The sequence below is a fragment of the Kitasatospora sp. NPDC002543 genome, assembly GCF_053594915.1.
Genome location: NZ_JBSFWR010000021.1, coordinates 1 through 19633, shown reverse-complemented (window position 1 = coordinate 19633; position 19633 = coordinate 1). Strand labels below are relative to the sequence as shown.

Below are 19633 nucleotides of genomic sequence, written 5' to 3'. Positions count from 1 at the left end.
GCCCCAACCTACCCGCGCGGTTTCAGAGCACCGCCTCGGACTCCGTCCAGCGGTCCTCGGGCACCGTCTTCAGCCTGGTCACCGCGTCGCCGATCGGCAGCAGCTCGATGCCGGTCCGGCGCAGCGCGGTGAAGTGCCCGAACGCCCCCTGGTGGACGGCCTCCACCGCGTGCCAGCCGAACCGGGTGGCGAGCACCCGGTCCCGGGCGGTCGGGGTGCCGCCGCGCTGGACGTGGCCGAGGATGACCGGGCGGGCCTCCTTGCCGAGCAGGTTCTCCAGCTCGTGGGCGAGCCGGTTGCCGATCCCGCCGAAGGTGCGGTGGCCGTACTGGTCGACCTCGCCGTGGTCGAAGCGCATGGTGCCGGGCACCGGGGAGGCGCCCTCGGCGACGGCGATGATGGCGAACTTCTTGCCGCGCGCGAAGCGGTCCTCGATTATCCGGGCCACCGCCTCGATGTCGAAGGGCTTCTCCGGGATCAGGATGCCGTGCGCGCCGCCCGCCATGCCCGCGGTGAGGGTGATCCAGCCGGTGTGCCGGCCCATCAACTCGACCACCATGACGCGCTGGTGGGACTCGGCGGTGGTCTTCAGCCGGTCGATCGCCTCGGTCGCGACGTGCACGGCGGTGTCGAAGCCGAAGGTCACGTCGGTGGCGTCGATGTCGTTGTCGATGGTCTTCGGCACCCCGACCACGGGCAGCCCCGCGTCGCTGAACAGCTTGGCGGCGGTCAGCGTCCCCTCGCCGCCGATCGCGATCAGCGCGTCGATGCCGATCTCCCGGGCCAGCGTCTTGGCGTTCTCCACGGCCCAGGCGATCCGGTCCCGCCGCACCCGGGCCGAGCCGAGGACGGTGCCGCCGAGGGTGAGCAGGCCGGTGACGTCGTCGTGCGAGACCGTCCTGGTGCGGCCCTCGATCAGCCCGAGGAAGCCGTCCAGGATGCCGACGATCTCGTCCCCGTGGACGTCGGTGCCCCGGTGCACCACCGAGCGGATCACCGCGTTGAGGCCGGGGCAGTCGCCGCCGCTGGTCAGTACACCGATGCGCATGTCAGGTGTGCTCCCGCTCGCAGTGGTTCGGGCCACCCGCGCCGGGCGGGCGGGCTGGGGTGCCGCAAGCCTACGCAAAACGCACCCGCGACGCCCGTCCCCCGCACGCCGGAGCGTCACGCGCCGCCCGCCGTACGGGGATCGGTGCGGGCCGCGCGCTACTCGGCGAAGTGGTCCCAGCCGCCGACCCGGTCCCAGGGGGCGCCGTCGACCGTGACCCGGCCGCTGCGGCTGCCCGTCGGGCGGCCGGTCACCTCGCCCACCACCCGCCAGCGGGCGGGGAGTTGGACCCCGCGGGGGAAGGTGGCCACGATCGCGTGGTCCTCGCCGCCGGAGAGCACCCAGACCAGCGGGTCCACCCCGACCGCCTGGCCGATGTCGGCCATCTGCGCCGGGACGTCGAAGTCGGCGGCCTTGAGGTCGATGTCCACCTCGCTGGCCCGGGCCACGTGGCCGAGGTCGGCGACCAGCCCGTCGCTCACGTCGATCATCGAGGTCGCGCCCAGCTCGGCCGCCGCCGGGCCCGCGTGGTACGGCGGTTCGGGACGGCGGTGCGCCTCGACGAAGGCGCGCGGGGAGCGGAAGCCGCGCTGGAGGACGGTCAGGCCGGCGGCCGACCAGCCGAGCCAGCCGGTCACCGCCACCAGGTCGCCGACCTGTGCGCCGGCGCGGGTCACCGCCGCGCGCCCCTGGAGGTCCCCGAGCGCCGTGATGGCCAGCGTGACGGTGTCGCCGCGCACGACGTCGCCGCCGACCACCGTCGCCCCGGCGACCTGGCACTCGTCGCGCAGCCCGTCCATCAGCTCGGTGGCCCAGGTGGTCGGCAGGTCCGCGGGGGCGACCAGGCCGAGCAGGATCGCGGTCGGCACCGCCCCCATCGCGGCCACGTCGGCGAGGTTCTGGGCGGCGGCCTTGCGGCCCACGTCGTAGGCGGTGGACCAGTCCCGGCGGAAGTGCCGGTTCTCGATCAGGACGTCCGTGGTCGCCACCACCCGGCCGTCCGGAGCCCGCACCACCGCGGCGTCGTCACCCGGGCCGAGGTCGACCGCATCGGTGAGCGGTACCCGGGCGGTCAGCTCCCTGATGAGGCCGAACTCGCCGAGCTCGCCCACGGTCCCCTGCATCTGCCGTCCTCTCGCGTTTCCATCCGGTTCGGCCCCCGTCGCGCTCCCCCGCGCGCAGCGTACGCCCTTCGGGGGGCCCGGGGTCTCCCCTCCCCGGGCCGCAGCGCGGTAGCGTGGTGATCAGACTGCCGGTGAGCCCACCCACCCATCCGCCTGACCGGGCGATCACGGCGGCGATCCCCCCTAACCGGCCGCCGGGAGGTCCCCGTGGTACAGGCATACATCCTGATCCAGACCGAGGTTGGGAAGGCCACCTCCGTGGCCGGGACCATCTCCGAGATCCCCGGCGTGCTGACCGCCGAGGACGTCACCGGCCCCTACGACGTGATCGTCAAGGCCGAGGCCGAGACGGTGGACGAGCTGGGCCGCATGGTCGCGGCCCGGGTCCAGAAGGTCGAGGGCATCACCCGTACCCTCACCTGCCCCGTGGTGCACATCTGAGGCGCCGCACCGGCTCCCCGCACCGGCGCGGACCGGCCGTTCGGACCCCGGTTACCATCGGCGGGTGGCCCGAGAACTGCGCGTCCCCGAGGCGCTGACCGCCCTGCCGGCCCCGGTCCGCTGGCTGGCCCTGCCCGTCGTGCTGACCTGCGCGGTCGTGGCGCTGGTCGGCAGCTGGGGCCAGGCCGACCCGAAGGTCGAGGTACCGCGGCCGAGCGGCCGGGCCGCCGAGTACTGCCGGTCGCTCGCCGCTGAGCTGCCCGCCGAGCTGCTCGGGCAGGCCCGCAGGGACCCGTCGCCCGCCTCGCCGTACGTGGCCGCCTGGGGCGGTTCGCCCCGGACGGTCCTGCGCTGCGGCATCGACCGGCCGGAGGAGCTGGACGGCGACCACGCCGCGGACTGGTCCCCGAGCGTCGACGACGTCACCTGGTGGTCGCAGAAGCTATCCGACGGCGGCTACCGCTTCGTGACGACCATGCGCGCCGCCTACGTCGAGGTGACCGTCCCGGCCGGCGCCGCGAAGAACCCCTTCGACCCGGCGGCCGCCCTGAGCGGCGCGGTCCGGGCCACCGTCCCGGGCTGAGCGGCGCGCGCCCGCGCCCACGACCCGCCGGGACGCGCCGAGGGCGGGCCGGGAGCCTCCCGGCCCGCCCTCGGCCGCGGGTCCTAGCGGAGTCCGGTGGAACGCCGCAGCGCCGTCCCGAGCAGCCGGTCGATCAGCTCCGGGTACGAGACCCCGCTGGCCTCCCACATCTTCGGGTAGGCCGAGATGGGGGTGAAGCCGGGCATGGTGTTGATCTCGTTGATCATCCAGGTGCCGTCCTCCAGCAGGAAGAAGTCCACCCGGGCCAGGCCCTCGCAGCCGAGCGCCTCGAAGGCCTCGACCGCCTGGCGCTGGATCTCGGCGAGCTCCCCGGCGGTCAGGTCCGCCGGGATCTTCACGTCCGAGGAGTCGATGTACTTGGCCTCGAAGTCGTAGAAGTCGAAGCCCTCGCCGACCAGGATCTCGCCGGCCACGCTGGCCCGCGGGCCGTCCTCGAACTCCAGCACGCCGCACTCGATCTCGCGGCCGGTCACGCCGGCCTCGATGATCAGCTTGGGGTCGTGCCGGCGGGCCTCCTCGATCGCGGCGTCGAGGTCGGCCAGGTCCTTCACCTTGGTGATGCCGATGCTGGAACCGGCCCGGCAGGGCTTCACGAACAGCGGCAGGCCCAGCTCGGCGGCCCGCTCGCGCACCGCGGCGCGGCCCTCCTCGGACTCCCAGTCGCGCGGCCGCACGATGGTGTAGCGGCCGACGCCCAGGCCGTGCGAGGCCAGGATCCGCTTGGCGAACTCCTTGTCCATGCCGGCCGCGCTGGCCAGCACGCCGTTGCCGACGTACGGGACGCCGGAGAGCTCCAGCAGGCCCTGGAGCGTGCCGTCCTCGCCCCACGGGCCGTGCAGCAGCGGGAACACCACGTCGACCTCGCCGAGCGCCTTCGGGGCGCTGCCCGGCTCGGTCAGGACCACCTCGCGGTTGCCCGGGGCGACCGGCAGCGCGACCTGGCCGTCGACGCCCTCGGCGACGTTCGCCACGTCCGGGAGCTTCCCGTCGGTGATGGCCATCCGGGCCGGCTCGTCGCTGGTCAGCGCCCAGCGGCCCTCGTGCGTGATGCCGATCGGCAGCACGTCGTACTTGTCGCGGTCGATCGCCCTGAGCACGCTGCCCGCGGTGGAGACCGAGATCGCGTGCTCGGAGCTGCGCCCGCCGAAGACCAGCGCGACGCGCGGCTTCCGGTCGGGCCGGTTCGGGGAGGACTGTTCGATGCTCATATCGGGTTTGAGACTACCGTGCGACGCCCTGCCCGAATGTGAGCGGCACCGGGCAGTCGGCGGCGCCGGGGCCCGGTGCCGCCCCCGTCGTCGGCGCCGTCGGCACCGCCCGGACACCGCCCCGTCAGTGCCGCTCCGCCTTCGCCGACCGCGACATCAGCGTCCGCAGCACCTCCTGGGTCGGCCGCCCGTTGTGCACCACGTCCACCACGGCCTCGACGATCGGCATGTCGACCCCGTTGCGCCGGGCCAGGTCCAGCACCGACTCGCAGGACTTGACGCCCTCGGCGGTCTGCCGGGTGGCGGCGATGGTCTCCGCGAGCGACATGCCCCGGCCCAGGTTCATGCCAAAGGTGTTGTTGCGGGACAGCGGCGAGGAGCAGGTGGCCACCAGGTCACCCATCCCGGCGAGCCCCGCGAAGGTGTGCGGGTCCGCGCCCAGCACCTCGCCGAGCCGGGTGGTCTCGGCCAGCCCGCGGGTGATCAGCGTCGCCTTGGTGTTGTCGCCGAGCCCCATGCCGGCGGCCATGCCGACCGCCAGGCCGATCACGTTCTTGACCGCGCCGCCGAGTTCGCAGCCCACCACGTCGGTGTTGGTGTACGGCCGGAAGTACGGCGTGTGGCAGGCCGCCTGGAGCCGCTTGGCGACCGCCTCGTCGGAGCAGGCGACCACGCTGGCGGCGGGCTGCCGGTTGGCGATCTCCTTGGCCAGGTTGGGCCCGCTGACCACCGCGACGCGCTCCGGGCCGACCCCGGTAACCTCGTCGATCACCTCGCTCATCCGCTTGGCGGTGCCGAGTTCGATGCCCTTCATCAGGCTCACCAGCACGGTCTGCGGCTCGATCAGCGGCGTCCAGGCGGCCAGATTGTCGCGCAGCGTCTGCGAGGGCACCACCAGCACCGCGAAGTCGGCGCCGGCCAGCGCCTCGGCGGCGTCGGTGGTGGCCCGCACGCTGTCGGGCAGCCGGACGCCCGGCAGGTAGTCCGGGTTCTCGTGGGTGGAGTTGACGGCGTCCACCTGCTCCTGCCGGCGGGCCCACAGCACGACCTCGCAGCCCGCGTCGGCGAGCACCAGCGCGAACGCGGTGCCCCAGGAGCCGGTCCCCATCACGGCGCAGCGGGTCACTTGCCGGCCTCCTCGGTGCCCTTGCCCCGCTCGCCCTTGGCGTGCCGGCGCTCGGCCAGCGCGGCCGCGGCACGCTCCCGGGCGGCCTTGCGCATGTCGTAGCGCTCGGCCGGCGGCTCCTCGCCGCGGACCTCGGCCAGCACGGCGGTGATCGCCGTCATGATGTCCTCGGTGGCGTCGGAGAGCACCTGGGCGGTGAGCTCCTGCCCCCGGTACCTGCTCAGGTCCACCGGCGGCCCGGCCGCGACGGTGACCCTGTGCCGCGGGAACAGGTTGAACTTGCCCTTCCCGTACCCGGCCCGGCCGTACGGCGGGATGATCTCGTGGGCGCCCCAGTGCGCGACCGGGATGACCGGCGCACCGGTCATCAGCGCGACCCGGGCGACCCCGTTCTTGCCGGTCATCGGCCACAGGTCCGGGTCCCGGGTGAGCGTGCCCTCCGGGTAGAACTGCACGCACTGACCGCCGTTGACGGCGTCGATGGCGGCCCGGAACGCCTGCGCGGCGTCGGTGGACTCGCGGAAAACCGGGATCTGGCCGGTCTTGCGCAGCATGAATCCGATGAAGGGGATCGAGAACAGCGAGGACTTGCCGAGAATGCGCGGCGGACGTCCGCTGTTGTACTGCCAGTGCGCGTAGACCAGCGGATCGATGATCGAATTGTGGTTCACCGCGGCGATGAAGCCGCCGTTCTTCGGAATGTGCTCCCAGCCCCGCCAGTCGGGCTTCACCAGGGCGGTCGTCACCGGCTTCACCAGCACGGCCGCGAAGCGGTACCAGATGCCGTAGTCGGCGTTGCCGAACTTGGCGTACGAGCGGCGGGCCACCCCAGCTCCTTCTCATCCGATGCGGCACGGATTACCGCGGTCATGGCGTCCCGGTGCCGCGCACCGTTCCGGTCGGTGCCCGGGTCACGGGCGCGGAACAGTGTCGCCCGCCCGCTCACCGGCTGTCGAGCAACCGCGCCAACCCGCCCGGCGGGCGTGATCAAACGCACGTCCGCACAGCTCGGACGGCCTGGCGAGGCTCCCGGGACCGGCGACACAATGACGCCGATGACCCAGGACACCGTACGCCCCAGCGGGCCCGTCGCGCCCCTCGCACCCATGGCCGGCTGGTCGCTGGTCCTTCCGCTCAAGCCGCTCGCACTGGCGAAGAGCAGGCTGGCCCCCTACGCCGGGCCGCACCGGGCCGAGATGGCGCTGTCCTTCGCCCTGGACACCGTCACCGCCGCCCTGGCCACCCGCGGCGTCGACCGGGTCCTGGTGGTCACCCCCGACGCGTCGGCGGGCTCCCGACTGGCCGCACTCGGCGCCCTGGTGGTCGCCGACGAGCCCGGCGGCGGGCTCAACCGGGCGCTGGCGCACGGCGCCGAGGCCGCCCTGACCATGGCCCCGCGCTCCCCGCTGGCGGCGCTCTCGGCGGACCTCCCCGCCCTGCGGCCGGCCGAACTCGCCCGCGTGCTGGGCGCGGTGCCGCCGGACGGCCGGGCCTTCCTGCCGGACTCCCCCGGCCTCGGCACCACCCTGCTCGCCTGCGCCCCCGGGCGTCCGCTCTCCCCCGCCTTCGGGGACGGCTCACGGGCCCGGCACGCGGCCGGCGGGGCGTTCGAACTGCGCCTCGCGGACGTGGAGTCGGTGCGCCGGGACGTGGACACCGGGACGGACCTCCACGAGGCCTCGGCGCTCGGCCTCGGCCCGAACACCGGCGCGCTGTTCGCCCGTCTGAACCTGTCCTGAACCCGTCCCGGGCCTGTCCCCAGCCCTTTGCGGAGCCGCTTCCGGAAGGCCGCCCCGCCACCTCTCCCCGCGCCGCTCGGAGCCTCCCGGCCCGTACCGGCCGGGCACCGGCCTGCTCCCGGGCCCTGGCCGGCCCGCTCGCTATGCTGCTCGCATGCAGGCCACCGCGTTCACCTTCGACCCCGCCACCCGGGCCGGCTCCGTGCTGCTCGACGACGGGACCCCGGTGCCGTTCGACGCGGCCGCCTTCGACGCCGGCGGCCTGCGGCTGCTGCGCCCCGGCCAGCGGGTGCGGATCCGCACCGAGGGCTCCGGAGAGGCCCGCCGGGTGGTCTTCGTGACGCTCCAGACCTTCCCCGACCCCGCCGAGGGCTGACGGCCGCACCCGGTCGCCCGCCCCGCCGGAGCGGTGCCCCACCGGCCGTGATGCCCCGCGCCGCCGTGCGCCGCGGATTTCGGACCAAGCGCCCGGAAATCGAAAGAGCCGCGGCGACCGGTCCCCGTGAATTCACGGAGGGGGGTGCCGCGGCTCTGTGCCGAAGGCCGTCCGAGGACGGTCGCGCGGGACTTACTTGGCAGAGGTCTTGCGCGCGGTGGTCTTGCGGGTGGCGGTCTTCTTCGCCGGCGCCGTCTTCTTGGCCGTGGCGGTCGCCTTCTTGGCGGTGGCCGTGGTCTTCTTGGCGGCAGCCGTGGTGGTCGCCTTCTTCGCCGCGGCCGTCTTCTTGGTCGCGGCGGCCTTGGTCGCGGTGGCCTTGGTCGCGGCGGCCTTCGTGGCGGCGGCCTTGGTCGCGGTCGCCGTGGTCTTCTTGGCGGCGGTGGTCTTCGCGGCCGTGGACTTCGCGGCGGCCTTCTTGGCGGTGGCCGTGGTCTTCTTGGCGGCGGCCGTGGTGGCGGCCTTCTTGGCGGCGGCCGTGGTCGCCGTCTTCTTGGCGGCGGCCTTCTTGGTGGCCGGGGCGGCGGCGGCAGCGGCGGCGGCGCGCTTGGTGGCGGCACGCTTGGCGGCCGGGGTGGCGGCCACGCCGCTCTTGCCCGGGGTGAGGGAGCCCTTGGGGGCCTTCTTCACCGAGGGGCCTTCCTTCGGCAGCTTCTTGCTGCCGCTGACCAGGTCCTTGAAGCCCTGGCCCGGACGGAAGCGCGGGACCGAGGTCTTCTTGACCTTGACCCGCTCGCCGGTCTGCGGGTTGCGGGCGAAGCGCGCGGAGCGCTCCACCTTCTCGAAGGTGCCGAACCCGGTGACCGAAACCCGGTCACCGGCCACAACGGCACGGACCATGGTGTCGAGCACTGCGTCGACGGCCTCTGCGGCAGCCTTGCGACCGCCCAGCTGCTCGGCCACCGCTTCGACAAGCTGAGCCTTGTTCACGTCTTCCCCTTCGGAAACGGGCGCCGGATGATTCCATCCGTTCTTTTCGCACGTTAGGTATGTATCTGCGGACTTTCAATTACCAAACGCGCGAATCACCCTAGTGTCGCAATGGATTTGCGCGTCGGCGACCTCAGTCGAGCGGCGGGGGCCCCTCGTCGAGGTCATGTACAAAGCGACTCAACCGCCTTGCCGCCTCCGGAAGATCGCGCTTGGCGGTCTCGGTGACGATGAGGAGTTGACGGGTGAGAGCGGTCTTTGCATCGGCAGACACGTTCAGCGCATGCACGCGGGCGTGAGCTTGCTTCAACCGCTCGGCCACAAGCGCGTAGAGCGCTACGACTTCCTGGTCGTCCGGCCCCTCAGCTGGCGCGGAGGTGACGTCCGGCCGGTCGTCAATTCGGCGTTCGGATGGCCGGCCCATGGAGTCCTCAGCCGCGGGTTCGCCGCCCGCGTACGGAGGTTCATGGTGCCGGTGCATGTACTGATTGTGCCATCTACCCGCAGTTGTACTTGCGCGGGGCCCTCTTCCGCAAAGCCAAATGGGCAATCCGGGGCGGGCCGCGGCGCTAACTCGTGCTCCGGAACGCCGGATGGCCCGGCCCCCCCGAGGGGGGCGCGGGCCATCCGGCGGATCGTCAGAATGCTTGTTCTGAGGGGAACTCAGGCGGCAGGCAGAGTACGGGGCTTGAACGCCGGGCGGGTCGCCTCGAAGGCCGCGATGTCCTCCTCGTTCCGCAGCGTGATGCTGATGTCGTCCAGGCCGTTGAGCAGTCGCCACCGGACGTTGTCGTCCAGTTCGAAGGCCGCGGTGACGCCTTCGGCGCGCACTTCACGGGCCTCCAGGTCGACGGTGATCTCGGCCGAGGGGTCACTCTCCGTGAGCGCCCAGAGCTGTTCCACGGTCTCCTGCGGCAGGACGACCGTCAGCAGGCCGTTCTTCAGGGAGTTGCCCCGGAAGATGTCGGCGAAGCGGGACGAGATGACCGCATGGAAGCCGTAGTTCTGCAGCGCCCAGACGGCGTGCTCCCGGGAGGAGCCGGTGCCGAACTCGGGGCCGGCCACCAGGACCGTGGCGCCCTGGCGCTCCGGCCGGTTGAGGATGAACGACTCGTCCTTGCGCCAGGCCTCGAACAGGCCGCCCTCGAAACCGGATCGGGTGACCTTCTTGAGCCAGTGGGCGGGGATGATCTGGTCGGTGTCCACGTTGCTGCGGCGCAGCGGAACGGCCCGGCCGGTGTGGGTGGTGAACTTCTCCATGGCTCAGGCCTCCACGGCAGCGACGTCGGCGGTCAGGTCGGCGGGGGCCGCGAGGCGGCCCAGGACGGCGGTCGCGGCGGCGACCTGCGGGGAGACCAGGTGGGTGCGGCCGCCCTTGCCCTGCCGGCCCTCGAAGTTGCGGTTCGAGGTGGAGGCGCAGCGCTCACCCGGGGCGAGCTGGTCGGGGTTCATGCCCAGGCACATCGAGCAGCCCGCGTGGCGCCACTCGGCACCGGCCGCGGTGAACACCTTGTCCAGCCCCTCCTCCACGGCCTGGAGCGCGACCCGGACGGACCCGGGGACGACCAGCATCCGTACGCCGTCGGCGATCCGGCGGCCCTCCAGGACGGCGGCGGCGGCCCGCAGGTCCTCGATCCGGCCGTTGGTGCAGGAGCCGACGAAGACGGCGTCGACCGCCACCTCGCGCAGCGGGGTCCCGGCCTCCAGGCCCATGTACGCCAGGGCGTTCTCGGCGGCCAGGCGCTCCTGCGGGTCGGCGAAGGAGGCCGGGTCCGGCACGTTCGAGCCCAGCGGGGCGCCCTGGCCCGGGTTGGTGCCCCAGGTGACGAACGGGGTCAGCTCGTTCGCGTCGATGAAGATCTCGTGGTCGAAGACGGCGTCCTCGTCGGTGCCCAGGGTCTTCCAGTACGCGACGGCGGCGTCCCAGTCCTCGCCCCGCGGGGCGTGCGGGCGGCCCTCCAGGTAGGCGAAGGTGGTCTCGTCCGGGGCGATCATGCCGGCCCGGGCGCCGGCCTCGATCGACATGTTGCAGATGGTCATCCGGGCCTCCATGGACAGGCCCCGGATCGCCGAACCGCGGTACTCCAGGACGTAGCCCTGGCCGCCGCCGGTGCCGATCCTGGCGATGACGGCCAGGATCAGGTCCTTGGCGGTGACGCCCTCGGGCAGTTCGCCCTCGACGGTGACCGCCATGGTCCGGAACGGCGCCAGCGGCAGGGTCTGGGTGGCCAGCACATGCTCGACCTGGCTGGTGCCGATGCCGAACGCCAGCGCGCCGAAGGCACCGTGGGTCGAGGTGTGGGAGTCGCCGCAGACCACGGTCATGCCGGGCTGGGTGAGGCCGAGCTGGGGGCCGACGACGTGCACGACGCCCTGCTCGACGTCGCCGAGCGAGTGGATCCGGACGCCGAACTCGGCGGCGTTCCGGCGCAGGGTCTCCAGCTGGACCTTGGAGACCGGGTCGGCGATCGGCTTGTCGATGTCCAGGGTGGGGGTGTTGTGGTCCTCGGTGGCGATCGTCAGATCGGTGCGACGGACCGTGCGCCCGGCCAGCCGCAACCCGTCGAAGGCCTGCGGGCTGGTGACCTCGTGGAGCAGGTGCAGGTCGATGTAGAGGAGGTCGGGCTCGCCCTCCGCGCGCCGCACGACGTGGTCGTCCCAGACCTTCTCTGCGAGTGTCCGTCCCATCGGATTCCCTCCAGCCGGCCGCGTTGCCGGCCTTCTCGTGTGTCGAGGTCAAAGCGTGTGCGCCGCCCTGAGGCTCCCGGGCCGCTCCCGTCCAGAGTGGCGCTTTTCGCCGGAGATTGAACTGGCGTCTCGCGGAGTGAGACCGCAGTCTTAGCGCATGGACAGCGCGGACGCCCCGGTCCGCACCGGCGGCCGGCCCTCGCGGAGCGCCGGGGGCGTCCCCGCGGGCGGCCGCGGAAAGGGCCCCGCGGAACGCCGAAGGGCCCCGCTCGCAACGGAGCGGGGCCCTTCGGGAGAACAATCGCGGGGAAAGCAAAAAGACCCCGGAAACCGGGGCCTTTCCAATTTCTGGCTGGGGTACCAGGACTCGAACCTAGACTAAATGAACCAGAATCACTCGTGCTGCCAATTACACCATACCCCAACACAAAGCAAGGGCCGATGGGCGAGCCCACCGGCTTCCTGCTCTGAAGTACCCCCGACCGGATTCGAACCGGCGCTACTGCCGTGAGAGGGCAGCGTGCTAGGCCGCTACACAACGGGGGCTTCCTGGTGATCCCTCGCGGGATCGTAGATCCCTTGCGGGATCCGTACCCCCGACCGGATTCGAACCGGCGCTACTGCCGTGAGAGGGCAGCGTGCTAGGCCGCTACACAACGGGGGCTTGATCTTCTTTTGTGCCGTACTCGCGTACTGCGCTGGGGTACCAGGACTCGAACCTAGACTAAATGAACCAGAATCACTCGTGCTGCCAATTACACCATACCCCACCAGAGTTGAACCCCTGCCGGGGCCTTCTCAGGCGTTGCGCCTCTCGGTCGGTCCCTTCCGAGGGGCTTTCGTTCCCTCGTCCGTTCCCTCCCGGGCGGCGCAGAAAGAACATTACCCGACGTCGGCCCCGGGTCCAAAATCGATAACCCCAGGCAGCGGCCGGGAGGCCCGCGGATGACCTCCGGGTGCGCCGCGGGCCCGGCACGAAGCCGGGCCCGCGGCCTGCTCAGCGGCCCGCTCAGGCGGCCTGCAGGGCCTCCAGGGAGGCCCGCAGCCGGCGCAGCGTCTCCGGGCGCCCCAGCAGCTCCATGGACTCGAACAGCGGCGGGGAGACCCGCCGGCCCGTGACGGCCACCCGCAGCGGCGTGAAGGCGAACTTGGGCTTGATGCCCAGCCCGTCCACCAGCGCCTCGCGCAGCGCGGCCTGGATCGGCTCGGGGGTGAAGTCCGCGAGCTCCTCCAGCGCCTTGATGCTGGACTCCAGCACCGGGCGGGCGTCCGCGGTCAGCACCTTGGCGGCGTCGTCCGGGTCGACGGCGAACTTCTCCGGCGCCACGAACAGGAAGCCGGCCATGTTCACGATCTCGCTCAGCACGACCATCCGCTCCTGGGTGAGCGGCGCCACCTTGGCGAGCAGGTCCAGCTGCTCGGCGGTGGGCTCGGCCGGCAGCAGCTCGGCCCCCTGGAGGAAGGGCACCAGGCGGCTGACGAAGTCCTCCGGGGCCAGCCGGCGGACGTGCTCGGCGTTGATCGCCTCGCACTTCTTCAGGTCGAAGCGGGCCGGGTTGGCGTTCACCTTGGCGACGTCGAAGGCGGCGACCATCTCGTCCATGTCGAACAGGTCGCGGTCCTCGGCCAGCGACCAGCCCAGCAGGGACAGGTAGTTGAGCAGGCCCTCGCGGATGAAGCCGCGCTCGCGGTACAGGTTGAGCGAGGACTGCGGGTCGCGCTTGGAGAGCTTCTTGTTGCCCTCGCCCATCACGTACGGCAGGTGGCCGAAGCGCGGGGTGGTGCCGTCGCCGACGCCGATCTCGGCGAGCGCGGCGTACAGCGCGATCTGCCGCGGGGTGGAGGACAGCAGGTCCTCGCCGCGCAGCACGTGGGTGATGCCCATCAGGGCGTCGTCCACCGGGTTGACCAGGGTGTACAGCGGGGCGCCGTTGGCCCGGACGATGCCGTAGTCCGGCACGTTCTCCGGCTCGAAGGTGAGCGTGCCGCGGACGAGGTCGTCGAAGCTGATGGTCCTGTCGGGCATCCGGAAGCGCAGGATCGGCTCGCGCTTCTCCAGCTCGTAGACCGCGACCTGCTCGGCCGTCAGGTCGCGGCAGTGGCCGTCGTAGCCGGAGGGCTTGCCGGCGGCGCGGGCGGCCTCGCGGCGGGCGTCCAGCTCCTCGGTGGAGCAGTAGCACCGGTAGGCGTGGCCGGCCTCGTGCAGGCGGCGGGCGACGTCGGCGTAGATGTCCATCCGCTGCGACTGGCGGTACGGCGCGTCCGGGCCGCCGACCTCCGGGCCCTCGTCCCAGTCGAGCCCGAGCCAGCGCATGGCGTCGAGCAGCTGGTCGTACGACTCCTCGGAGTCGCGGGCGGAGTCGGTGTCCTCGATCCGGAAGACCAGCGTGCCGCCGTTGTGGCGGGCGTAGGCCCAGTTGAAGAGGGCCGTGCGGACCATCCCCACGTGGGGGTTGCCGGTCGGGGAGGGACAGAAGCGAACCCGGACGGCCGGGTCAGTGTTAGCCACGCTTGATCACCTTGTTGGTGAGAGTGCCGATGCCTTCGATGGAGACGGCGACCTCGTCGCCGACGTTGAGGGGGCCCACCCCTGCGGGCGTGCCGGTGAGGATGACGTCGCCGGGCAGCAGCGTCATGGCCTCGGAGATGTGGACGACCAGCTCGGCGACCGAGCGGATCATCAGGGAGGTGCGGCCGGTCTGGCGGAGCTCGCCGTTGACCGTGCAGGTGATCGCGAGGTCGCTCGGGTCGACGTCGGTCTCGATCCACGGGCCCAGCGGGCAGGCCGTGTCGAAGCCCTTGGCCCGGGCCCACTGGCCCTCGCGCTGCTGGACGTCCCGGGCGGTGACGTCGTTGGCGCAGGTGTAGCCGAGGATCACCTCGGGCACCCGGTCCAGCGGCACCTCGCGGCACATCCGGCCGATCACCACGGCGAGTTCGGCCTCGTGGTGGACGTCCGAGGAGAACGGCGGGTACGCGATGTTCTCGGTCGGACCGATCACCGAGGTGGACGGCTTGAAGAAGGTGAGCGGGACGTCCGGGACGTCGTTGCCCAGCTCCGCCGCGTGCGCCGCGTAGTTGCGGCCGACCGCCACGATCTTGTTCGGGAGCATCGGGCTGAGCAGCCGGACGTCCTGGAAGCGGTAGCTCTCACCGGTGGGCTGGGGCTGGCCGAACGGGTGGCCGGCCAGGGCGTGGACGACCAGCGAGTCGGGCTGGGAAGGGTCGCCCTCCACCACGCCGAAGGAGACGCTGCCGGCGGCAGGGCTCCCTTCCCGGACGGAAAACCTGGCAATGCGCACGGCTGGGCTACCCCTCGCTTCGTCGGCCGCCCGGGGCGCGCCCGGGCGCTGGTGGGCGCCCCGCCCGCAGTGGGCGCGGCCCCGTCAATCGGCCTCCAGGCTATCGCGTGGGGCCCCGGCTGACCGCTTTGCCCCTGTTCAGGACCGTCGGGGCGGATGCGTCCGACGACGACGGAGGGCGCCGCCGCCACCCGTGTGACGACGGCGCCCTCGACGCGGCGCCGCGGGGGTCAGTCCTGGACGACGACGACCGGGGCGACCATCAGCTGGGTACGGCGCGGGTTGGCCGTGACGGCCGGCAGCTCGGTGCCGTAGGTCAGGACGTCCTCGGGCTTGCGGGCGCCCGGGATCGTGCTGAAGTCCTCGACCGAGGCCAGCGTCGTCCGGCGCGGGTTCGCCGTGGACCGGCAGGACAGCGTGGACTTGGTGGCGGCCTTCTTCGCCTGGGACATCGAGAGCACCTCGTGGTCATGGCCGGGCTGATCGCGGTGGATCGGCGCCGGCCTGATGGATTCCGATTGATTCGGAGGGGTTCTGGGCAGGCTGATCGGGGCCGTGCTCCGGAGACAGCCAGGTTACGAGATCTCATTCCACAGAGACCGTGACCAAAGCTACACATAAGACTGTGATTTTGCTCACAAAATGTCGAGCAAAAGGCAGATATCCGACATATCGCTGCACCGGGACTATCCGACATTCCGCCGAATAACGGGCATTCCGGAAGGTCTGTGACTCTTCCCGCGCCCGGGTCCGCTTGGCATGTATCCGGCGAGTGTCCGAAAAAGGCGGTATTCCGGCCCCGTTACCGCACAGTCCGTGAGAACGTGCAAGCGGTCGGTAGCGCCCGACGCCCGGTACCTGCGGCCCTTGTTGGGATTCCCCGGCTGTGCTGGAATGCGACGGACCGTGGGTAGGGAGTGGTCCACCCCGGTGCCCGCTCTCCCGGACCGGCCGGGGTGCGGATGGAAACTCGACACCGTCCAGGCCGTGGCGACGCGGCGGGACGCCCGGTCCAGAGGTTGCGACGCCAGTGCAGGGACGTTTCAAAAGGGGTAGCGGCGCCGCGGGTAACCCGGAGTCGCGTGAGCCTGTGGCAGCCCCTCAACAGGCGGCGGCCCCCGGCGGCCCCGCCGAGCCGGTGACACCCGAGGCCCCCGGCCGCCCGGAGGAGGACGGCCAGGAGCGGAAGTCCGCCCGGGACAAACTCCGGACCTCCCTGACCCGGCGCCGCGCCACCGGCCTGAACCGGCTCGCGATGCGCAACTGGCGCATCCGCACCCGCCTGATCGCGCTGCTCGCCCTCCCCGTGCTGGTCTCGCTGGTCCTCGGTGGCCTGCGCATCCAGAGCTCGATGGAGAACTCGCAGCAACTCGCCCAGATGGCCAACCTGTCCGACCTGGCCAAGAAGGCGACCAACCTCGCGGACGCGCTGCAGACCGAGCGCGACATCAGCGCCGGCCCGATCACCCACGACCCGACCGCCCCGCTGGACGACGACATCGTCGCGGCGCGCAAGTCCACCGACGACCTGAGCCGCACCTTCACCGCCTCCTCCGACAAGTTCGAGAACCTCGAACTGTCCGGCGGAAAGGCGCTGTTGCTCCAGATCCGCAAGGACCTGAACTCGATCGCGGACACCCGCAGCGTGCCGTACCAGAACAACCAGAACATCCAGTCGACGATCACCGCCTACGACGTGATCATCCGAGACCTGCTGTCCATCACCCAGGACATCGCGCTCGCGTCGAACAACAAGGACCTGGTCGTCTCCACCCGCGCGCTCCAGCAGTTCTCGCTGGCGAAAAACGCGACCTCGCAGCAGCGGGCCCTGATCAGCGCCGCGCTCGCCAACCCGAAGACCCCCGACCTCAGCCCCAGCGACGAGTCCTTCGGTATCCGTCTGCGCAGCTCGTACGACAACGCGATCGCGAGCTTCAACAACATCTACACCGCGCACGACCTGGACAACCTGCGCAGCCAGCTGAGCTACAACTCGGTGGTCGCCGACGCCGACCGCTACGCCTCCACGATCCTCACCCAGAGCGGCATCCGCCAGACCGAGGCGGTCAGCTACAAGGACTGGTACGAGAAGGCCAGCGCCAAGATCACCGCCGAGCGCCGGATCGAGTCCAAGCTCATCGAGAACCTGGACGGAAAGGCCCAGGACCTCCAGTCCCAGGCCGACGCCGACGCCCTGATCATCGGTGTCGCGGTCGCCCTGGTGCTGCTCGTCGCCCTCGGTGGCGCCGGTCTGATCGCCCGCTCGATGGTGCGCTCGCTGACCCGCCTCCAGGCCGCGGCCGAGGACGTCGCCGAGCGCCGTCTGCCCGAGCTGGTCAAGACCCTCTCCGAGGCCGACCCGCACGACGTCGACACCACGGTCGAACCGGTCGCCGTCGACTCCACCGACGAGATCGGCCACGTGGCCCACGCGTTCGACATGGTGCACAGCGAGGCCGTCCGCCTCGCCGCCGAGCAGGCCCTCCTGCGCGGCAACATCAACGCGATGTTCACCAACCTCTCGCGCCGCAGCCAGGGCCTCATCCAGCGCCAGCTGTCGCTCATCTCCGAGCTGGAGAGCCGCGAGGCGGACCCGGACCAGTTGGCCAACCTCTTCAAGCTGGACCACCTCGCGACCCGCATGCGCCGCAACGGCGAAAACCTCCTCGTCCTCGCCGGTGAGGACCCGGGCCGCCGCTGGACCCGCCCCGTCCCGCTGGTCGACGTGCTCCGCGCCGCCGCCTCCGAGGTGGAGCAGTACGAGCGCATCGAGCTCGCCGCCGTACCGTCGGCCGAGGTCGCCGGCCGCGTCGTCAACGACCTCGTCCACCTGCTCGCCGAGCTGCTGGAGAACGCCACCTCGTTCTCCAGCCCGCAGACCCGCGTCCGGGTCACCGGCCACGCGCTGCCGGACGGCCGCGTCCTGGTCGAGATCCACGACACCGGCATCGGCCTGAGCCCCGACGACCTCTCCGAGATCAACGAGCGCCTGGCCAACCCGCCGACGGTGGACGTCTCGGTCTCCCGCCGCATGGGCCTCTTCGTGGTCGGCCGCCTGTCCCTGCGACACGGCATCCGCATCCAGCTGCGTCCCAGCGACTCCGGCGGCACCACCGCGCTGGTCATGCTCCCGGTGGACGTCACCAATTCGGGCGACCGCCGCGGCTCCGGCCGGGCCGGCTCCGCCCAGGGCAAGCAGCAGCGCGGGGTCGCCCCGACGCCGCGCCAGCAGCGCCAGGTGCCGCCCGGCCGCCCGGGCGGTCAGGCCGCGCTCGGCCAGGGCCCGGCCGCCGGTGCCCCGCAGGGCGGCCGCCCGCAGCTCGGCCAGGGTGGTCCGGCCGCCCCGGCCGGCCCCGGCCCGCAGGGTGGTCCGCAGGCCGGTCCGGGTGCGCCGGCCGGTCCAGGTGGGCCCGGCGCCGGTCTGCCGACCCGCAAGGTCGGCCAGTCGCTGCGGGAGAACCCCGTCCCGCAGGGCGGCGGCGCTCAGTCGGGCCAGGGCCAGAACCCTGGTCAGGGTCAGGGCCGCCGGCCCGCCCAGCCGCAGCCGAAGCAGCAGGCCCCGCAGAACCAGCAGGCTCCGCAGAACCCGCAGAGCCAGCGCCAGGCCCCGCAGCAGGCCCCGCAGGGCGGTCTGCCCCAGCGGGCCCCGGGCCGTCAGGGCCCGCCGCAGGGCGGACCGAACGGCCTGCCCCGCCGCGACCGCCAGCAGCCCGGCCAGCCCCAGGCGGGCCAGCCGCAGGCGGGCCGACCCGGCCAGGAACGGCCGCGACCCGCCGGCGAGTTCGACGGCGGTCCGGGTGCCCGGACCGGCGAGCAGCCGCAGCACGGCCGCCCCGGCGGCCCCGGCGCCCCGCAGCAGGGCGCCCGCCCGGGCAACCGTCCGCAGGACGGCCTGCCGCAGCGCCGTCCGGCCCCGCAGGGCCCCGGCGCCCCGGGCCGGCCCGCCGCCCAGGGCCCGCGCGGTCCGCAGCGCCCCGGCCCGGACGCGCCGCAGCGCGACCGCCAGCCGCAGCTGCCGCCGCAGGCCGCTCAGCAGCCCCAGCCCCAGCCGCTGCCGTCGGCCGAGCCGGCGCCGGTGGAGAGCACCCAGCAGTTCGCCCGTCCGCGCTTCGAGGCCAGCCAGATCGACCCGCGCGACCCGCTGGGCCTCGGCCTGGTGGAGCCGGTGCTGCCGAACGTGCCGAACCCGCCGCGTCCGGAGCCGGTCCGTCAGGAGCAGGCCCCGCAGCAGCCGCAGCCGCTGCCGCACCAGGAGCCGATGGCGCTGCCGACCGGCCCGTCCGAGACCGCCGAGCAGCCCTGGTTCCCGCAGGCCGAGGACTCGCAGCAGGCGCGGCCGCGGCCGTACCAGCCGCGCCGCCCCGGCACCTCCGCACCGGAGTTCCAGGAGCCGGGCCCGGAGCAGCAGGCCGCCCGGCCCGCCCCCCAGCAGGCACCGCAGCAGCAGGCACCGCAGCAGCCGCAGGGCCAGCCGCAGCCGGGCACCGGCGACGCGCCGTGGCGTCCGTCCGCGAACGACGAGCGCTGGCGCCGCGCGGAGCAGATCCGCGAGCCCTCGACCAGCGGCGTCACCATGTCGGGCCTGCCCCGGCGGACTCCGCAGGCCAACCTGGTCTCCGGCACCGCCGAGGCCTCGCCGCTGACCGGTCCCCAGGTCTCCCGGGCCCCGGAGGAGGTCCGCGGCCGGCTGACCAACCTGCGCCGCGGCATCCAGCAGGGCCGCCGCGCCGGGGCCGAGCAGGCCGCCAACCAGCCGGGTTTCCAGCATGGTGCCCAGCAGCCCGGATTCGATAGTTTCGGTGGCCGGAACGACGGCAACGGCGCAGATCACCAGGAGCGTTGAGTTGAACCAGATGAGCCAGGCCGCACAGAACCTGAACTGGCTGATCACCAACTTCGTGGACAACACCCCCGGGGTGTCCCACACCGTGGTGGTCTCCGCGGACGGCCTCCTGCTGTGCATGTCCGAGGGCTTCCCGCGCGACCGCGC

At 72.5% G+C, this 19633-nt stretch carries 17 protein-coding genes, 4 tRNA genes and 1 pseudogene; 6 read left to right on the top strand and 16 right to left on the bottom strand.

Annotated elements, in window-relative coordinates:
• Positions 1-22: 22 nt before the first annotated feature.
• Together ACWD4P_RS12215 and ACWD4P_RS12210 are read right to left on the bottom strand one after the other, a co-directional pair.
• Positions 23-1048, bottom strand: coding sequence for an ATP-dependent 6-phosphofructokinase (locus ACWD4P_RS12215; RefSeq protein WP_359826444.1), 1026 nt, complete (start codon positions 1046-1048; stop codon positions 23-25).
• Positions 1049-1206: 158 nt separating this feature from the next.
• Positions 1207-2172 (bottom strand): thiamine-phosphate kinase, encoded by a 966-nt coding sequence (locus ACWD4P_RS12210; protein WP_359826442.1) that lies wholly within the window; start codon positions 2170-2172, stop codon positions 1207-1209.
• Between the two features lie 207 nt (positions 2173-2379).
• Here ACWD4P_RS12210 and ACWD4P_RS12205 point away from each other — a divergent pair, with 207 nt between their 5' ends.
• Together ACWD4P_RS12205 and ACWD4P_RS12200 are read left to right on the top strand one after the other, a co-directional pair.
• Positions 2380-2613 (top strand): Lrp/AsnC family transcriptional regulator, encoded by a 234-nt coding sequence (locus ACWD4P_RS12205; protein WP_359826440.1) that lies wholly within the window; start codon positions 2380-2382, stop codon positions 2611-2613.
• A 64-nt stretch (positions 2614-2677) separates the two neighbouring features.
• Complete coding sequence (locus tag ACWD4P_RS12200) at positions 2678-3196, top strand: DUF3515 domain-containing protein (RefSeq protein WP_449779517.1); 519 nt, start codon at positions 2678-2680, stop codon at positions 3194-3196.
• A gap of 83 nt (positions 3197-3279) precedes the next feature.
• Here ACWD4P_RS12200 and ACWD4P_RS12195 read toward each other — a convergent pair whose 3' ends face one another.
• The 3 genes from ACWD4P_RS12195 to ACWD4P_RS12185 all read right to left on the bottom strand — a co-directional run bounded on the left by ACWD4P_RS12195 (position 3280) and on the right by ACWD4P_RS12185 (position 6378).
• Positions 3280-4425: a D-alanine--D-alanine ligase family protein gene (locus ACWD4P_RS12195; RefSeq protein ID WP_359824492.1), complete on the bottom strand. Its 1146-nt coding sequence runs from the start codon at positions 4423-4425 to the stop codon at positions 3280-3282.
• 124 nt (positions 4426-4549) lie between these two features.
• On the bottom strand, positions 4550-5551 hold the full coding sequence (locus ACWD4P_RS12190) for an NAD(P)H-dependent glycerol-3-phosphate dehydrogenase (protein WP_359824490.1): 1002 nt from the start codon (positions 5549-5551) through the stop codon (positions 4550-4552).
• Positions 5548-6378, bottom strand: coding sequence for a lysophospholipid acyltransferase family protein (locus ACWD4P_RS12185; protein WP_359824488.1), 831 nt, complete (start codon positions 6376-6378; stop codon positions 5548-5550). Before ACWD4P_RS12185 ends, ACWD4P_RS12190 begins: the two co-directional genes overlap by 4 nt.
• A 228-nt stretch (positions 6379-6606) precedes the next feature.
• Here ACWD4P_RS12185 and cofC point away from each other — a divergent pair, with 228 nt between their 5' ends.
• Complete coding sequence (gene cofC, locus ACWD4P_RS12180) at positions 6607-7290, top strand: 2-phospho-L-lactate guanylyltransferase (RefSeq protein ID WP_449779516.1); 684 nt, start codon at positions 6607-6609, stop codon at positions 7288-7290.
• 154 nt (positions 7291-7444) lie between these two features.
• On the top strand, positions 7445-7666 hold the full coding sequence (locus ACWD4P_RS12175) for a hypothetical protein (protein WP_280686257.1): 222 nt from the start codon (positions 7445-7447) through the stop codon (positions 7664-7666).
• Between the two features lie 324 nt (positions 7667-7990).
• On the opposite strand, the pseudogene ACWD4P_RS12170 reads toward ACWD4P_RS12175, so the two are convergent.
• The 11 genes and pseudogenes from ACWD4P_RS12170 to ACWD4P_RS12120 all read right to left on the bottom strand — a co-directional run.
• Positions 7991-8653 (bottom strand): annotated as a pseudogene (locus ACWD4P_RS12170) (HU family DNA-binding protein); the annotation flags it as partial.
• Between the two features lie 133 nt (positions 8654-8786).
• Positions 8787-9134: an SCO5555 family protein gene (locus tag ACWD4P_RS12165; protein WP_449779515.1), complete on the bottom strand. Its 348-nt coding sequence runs from the start codon at positions 9132-9134 to the stop codon at positions 8787-8789.
• A 182-nt stretch (positions 9135-9316) separates the two neighbouring features.
• On the bottom strand, positions 9317-9913 hold the full coding sequence (gene leuD, locus ACWD4P_RS12160; RefSeq protein WP_359824480.1) for a 3-isopropylmalate dehydratase small subunit: 597 nt from the start codon (positions 9911-9913) through the stop codon (positions 9317-9319).
• A 3-nt stretch (positions 9914-9916) separates the two neighbouring features.
• Positions 9917-11341 (bottom strand): 3-isopropylmalate dehydratase large subunit, encoded by a 1425-nt coding sequence (leuC, locus tag ACWD4P_RS12155; protein WP_359824477.1) that lies wholly within the window; start codon positions 11339-11341, stop codon positions 9917-9919.
• A gap of 349 nt (positions 11342-11690) precedes the next feature.
• Positions 11691-11765, bottom strand: a tRNA-Gln gene (locus tag ACWD4P_RS12150).
• 49 nt (positions 11766-11814) lie between these two features.
• Positions 11815-11887: transfer RNA gene (locus ACWD4P_RS12145), tRNA-Glu, on the bottom strand.
• Between the two features lie 45 nt (positions 11888-11932).
• Positions 11933-12005: transfer RNA gene (locus ACWD4P_RS12140), tRNA-Glu, on the bottom strand.
• A 34-nt stretch (positions 12006-12039) separates the two neighbouring features.
• Positions 12040-12111: transfer RNA gene (locus ACWD4P_RS12135), tRNA-Gln, on the bottom strand.
• Positions 12112-12350: 239 nt separating this feature from the next.
• Complete coding sequence (gene gltX / locus ACWD4P_RS12130) at positions 12351-13850, bottom strand: glutamate--tRNA ligase (RefSeq protein WP_449779514.1); 1500 nt, start codon at positions 13848-13850, stop codon at positions 12351-12353.
• Positions 13843-14643, bottom strand: coding sequence for a fumarylacetoacetate hydrolase family protein (locus ACWD4P_RS12125; RefSeq protein ID WP_449779513.1), 801 nt, complete (start codon positions 14641-14643; stop codon positions 13843-13845). Before ACWD4P_RS12125 ends, gltX begins: the two co-directional genes overlap by 8 nt.
• Before the next feature lie 230 nt (positions 14644-14873).
• A complete protein-coding gene (locus ACWD4P_RS12120; protein WP_359824470.1) occupies positions 14874-15095 on the bottom strand; it encodes a hypothetical protein in 222 nt (73 codons plus the stop codon).
• A gap of 638 nt (positions 15096-15733) precedes the next feature.
• Between ACWD4P_RS12120 and ACWD4P_RS12115 the strand changes: the two genes are divergently transcribed.
• Together ACWD4P_RS12115 and ACWD4P_RS12110 are read left to right on the top strand one after the other, a co-directional pair.
• On the top strand, positions 15734-19486 hold the full coding sequence (locus tag ACWD4P_RS12115; protein WP_449779512.1) for a sensor histidine kinase: 3753 nt from the start codon (positions 15734-15736) through the stop codon (positions 19484-19486).
• 10 nt (positions 19487-19496) lie between these two features.
• On the top strand, positions 19497-19633 hold a 137-nt coding region (locus ACWD4P_RS12110), incomplete at its 3' end, for a roadblock/LC7 domain-containing protein (RefSeq protein WP_329882915.1).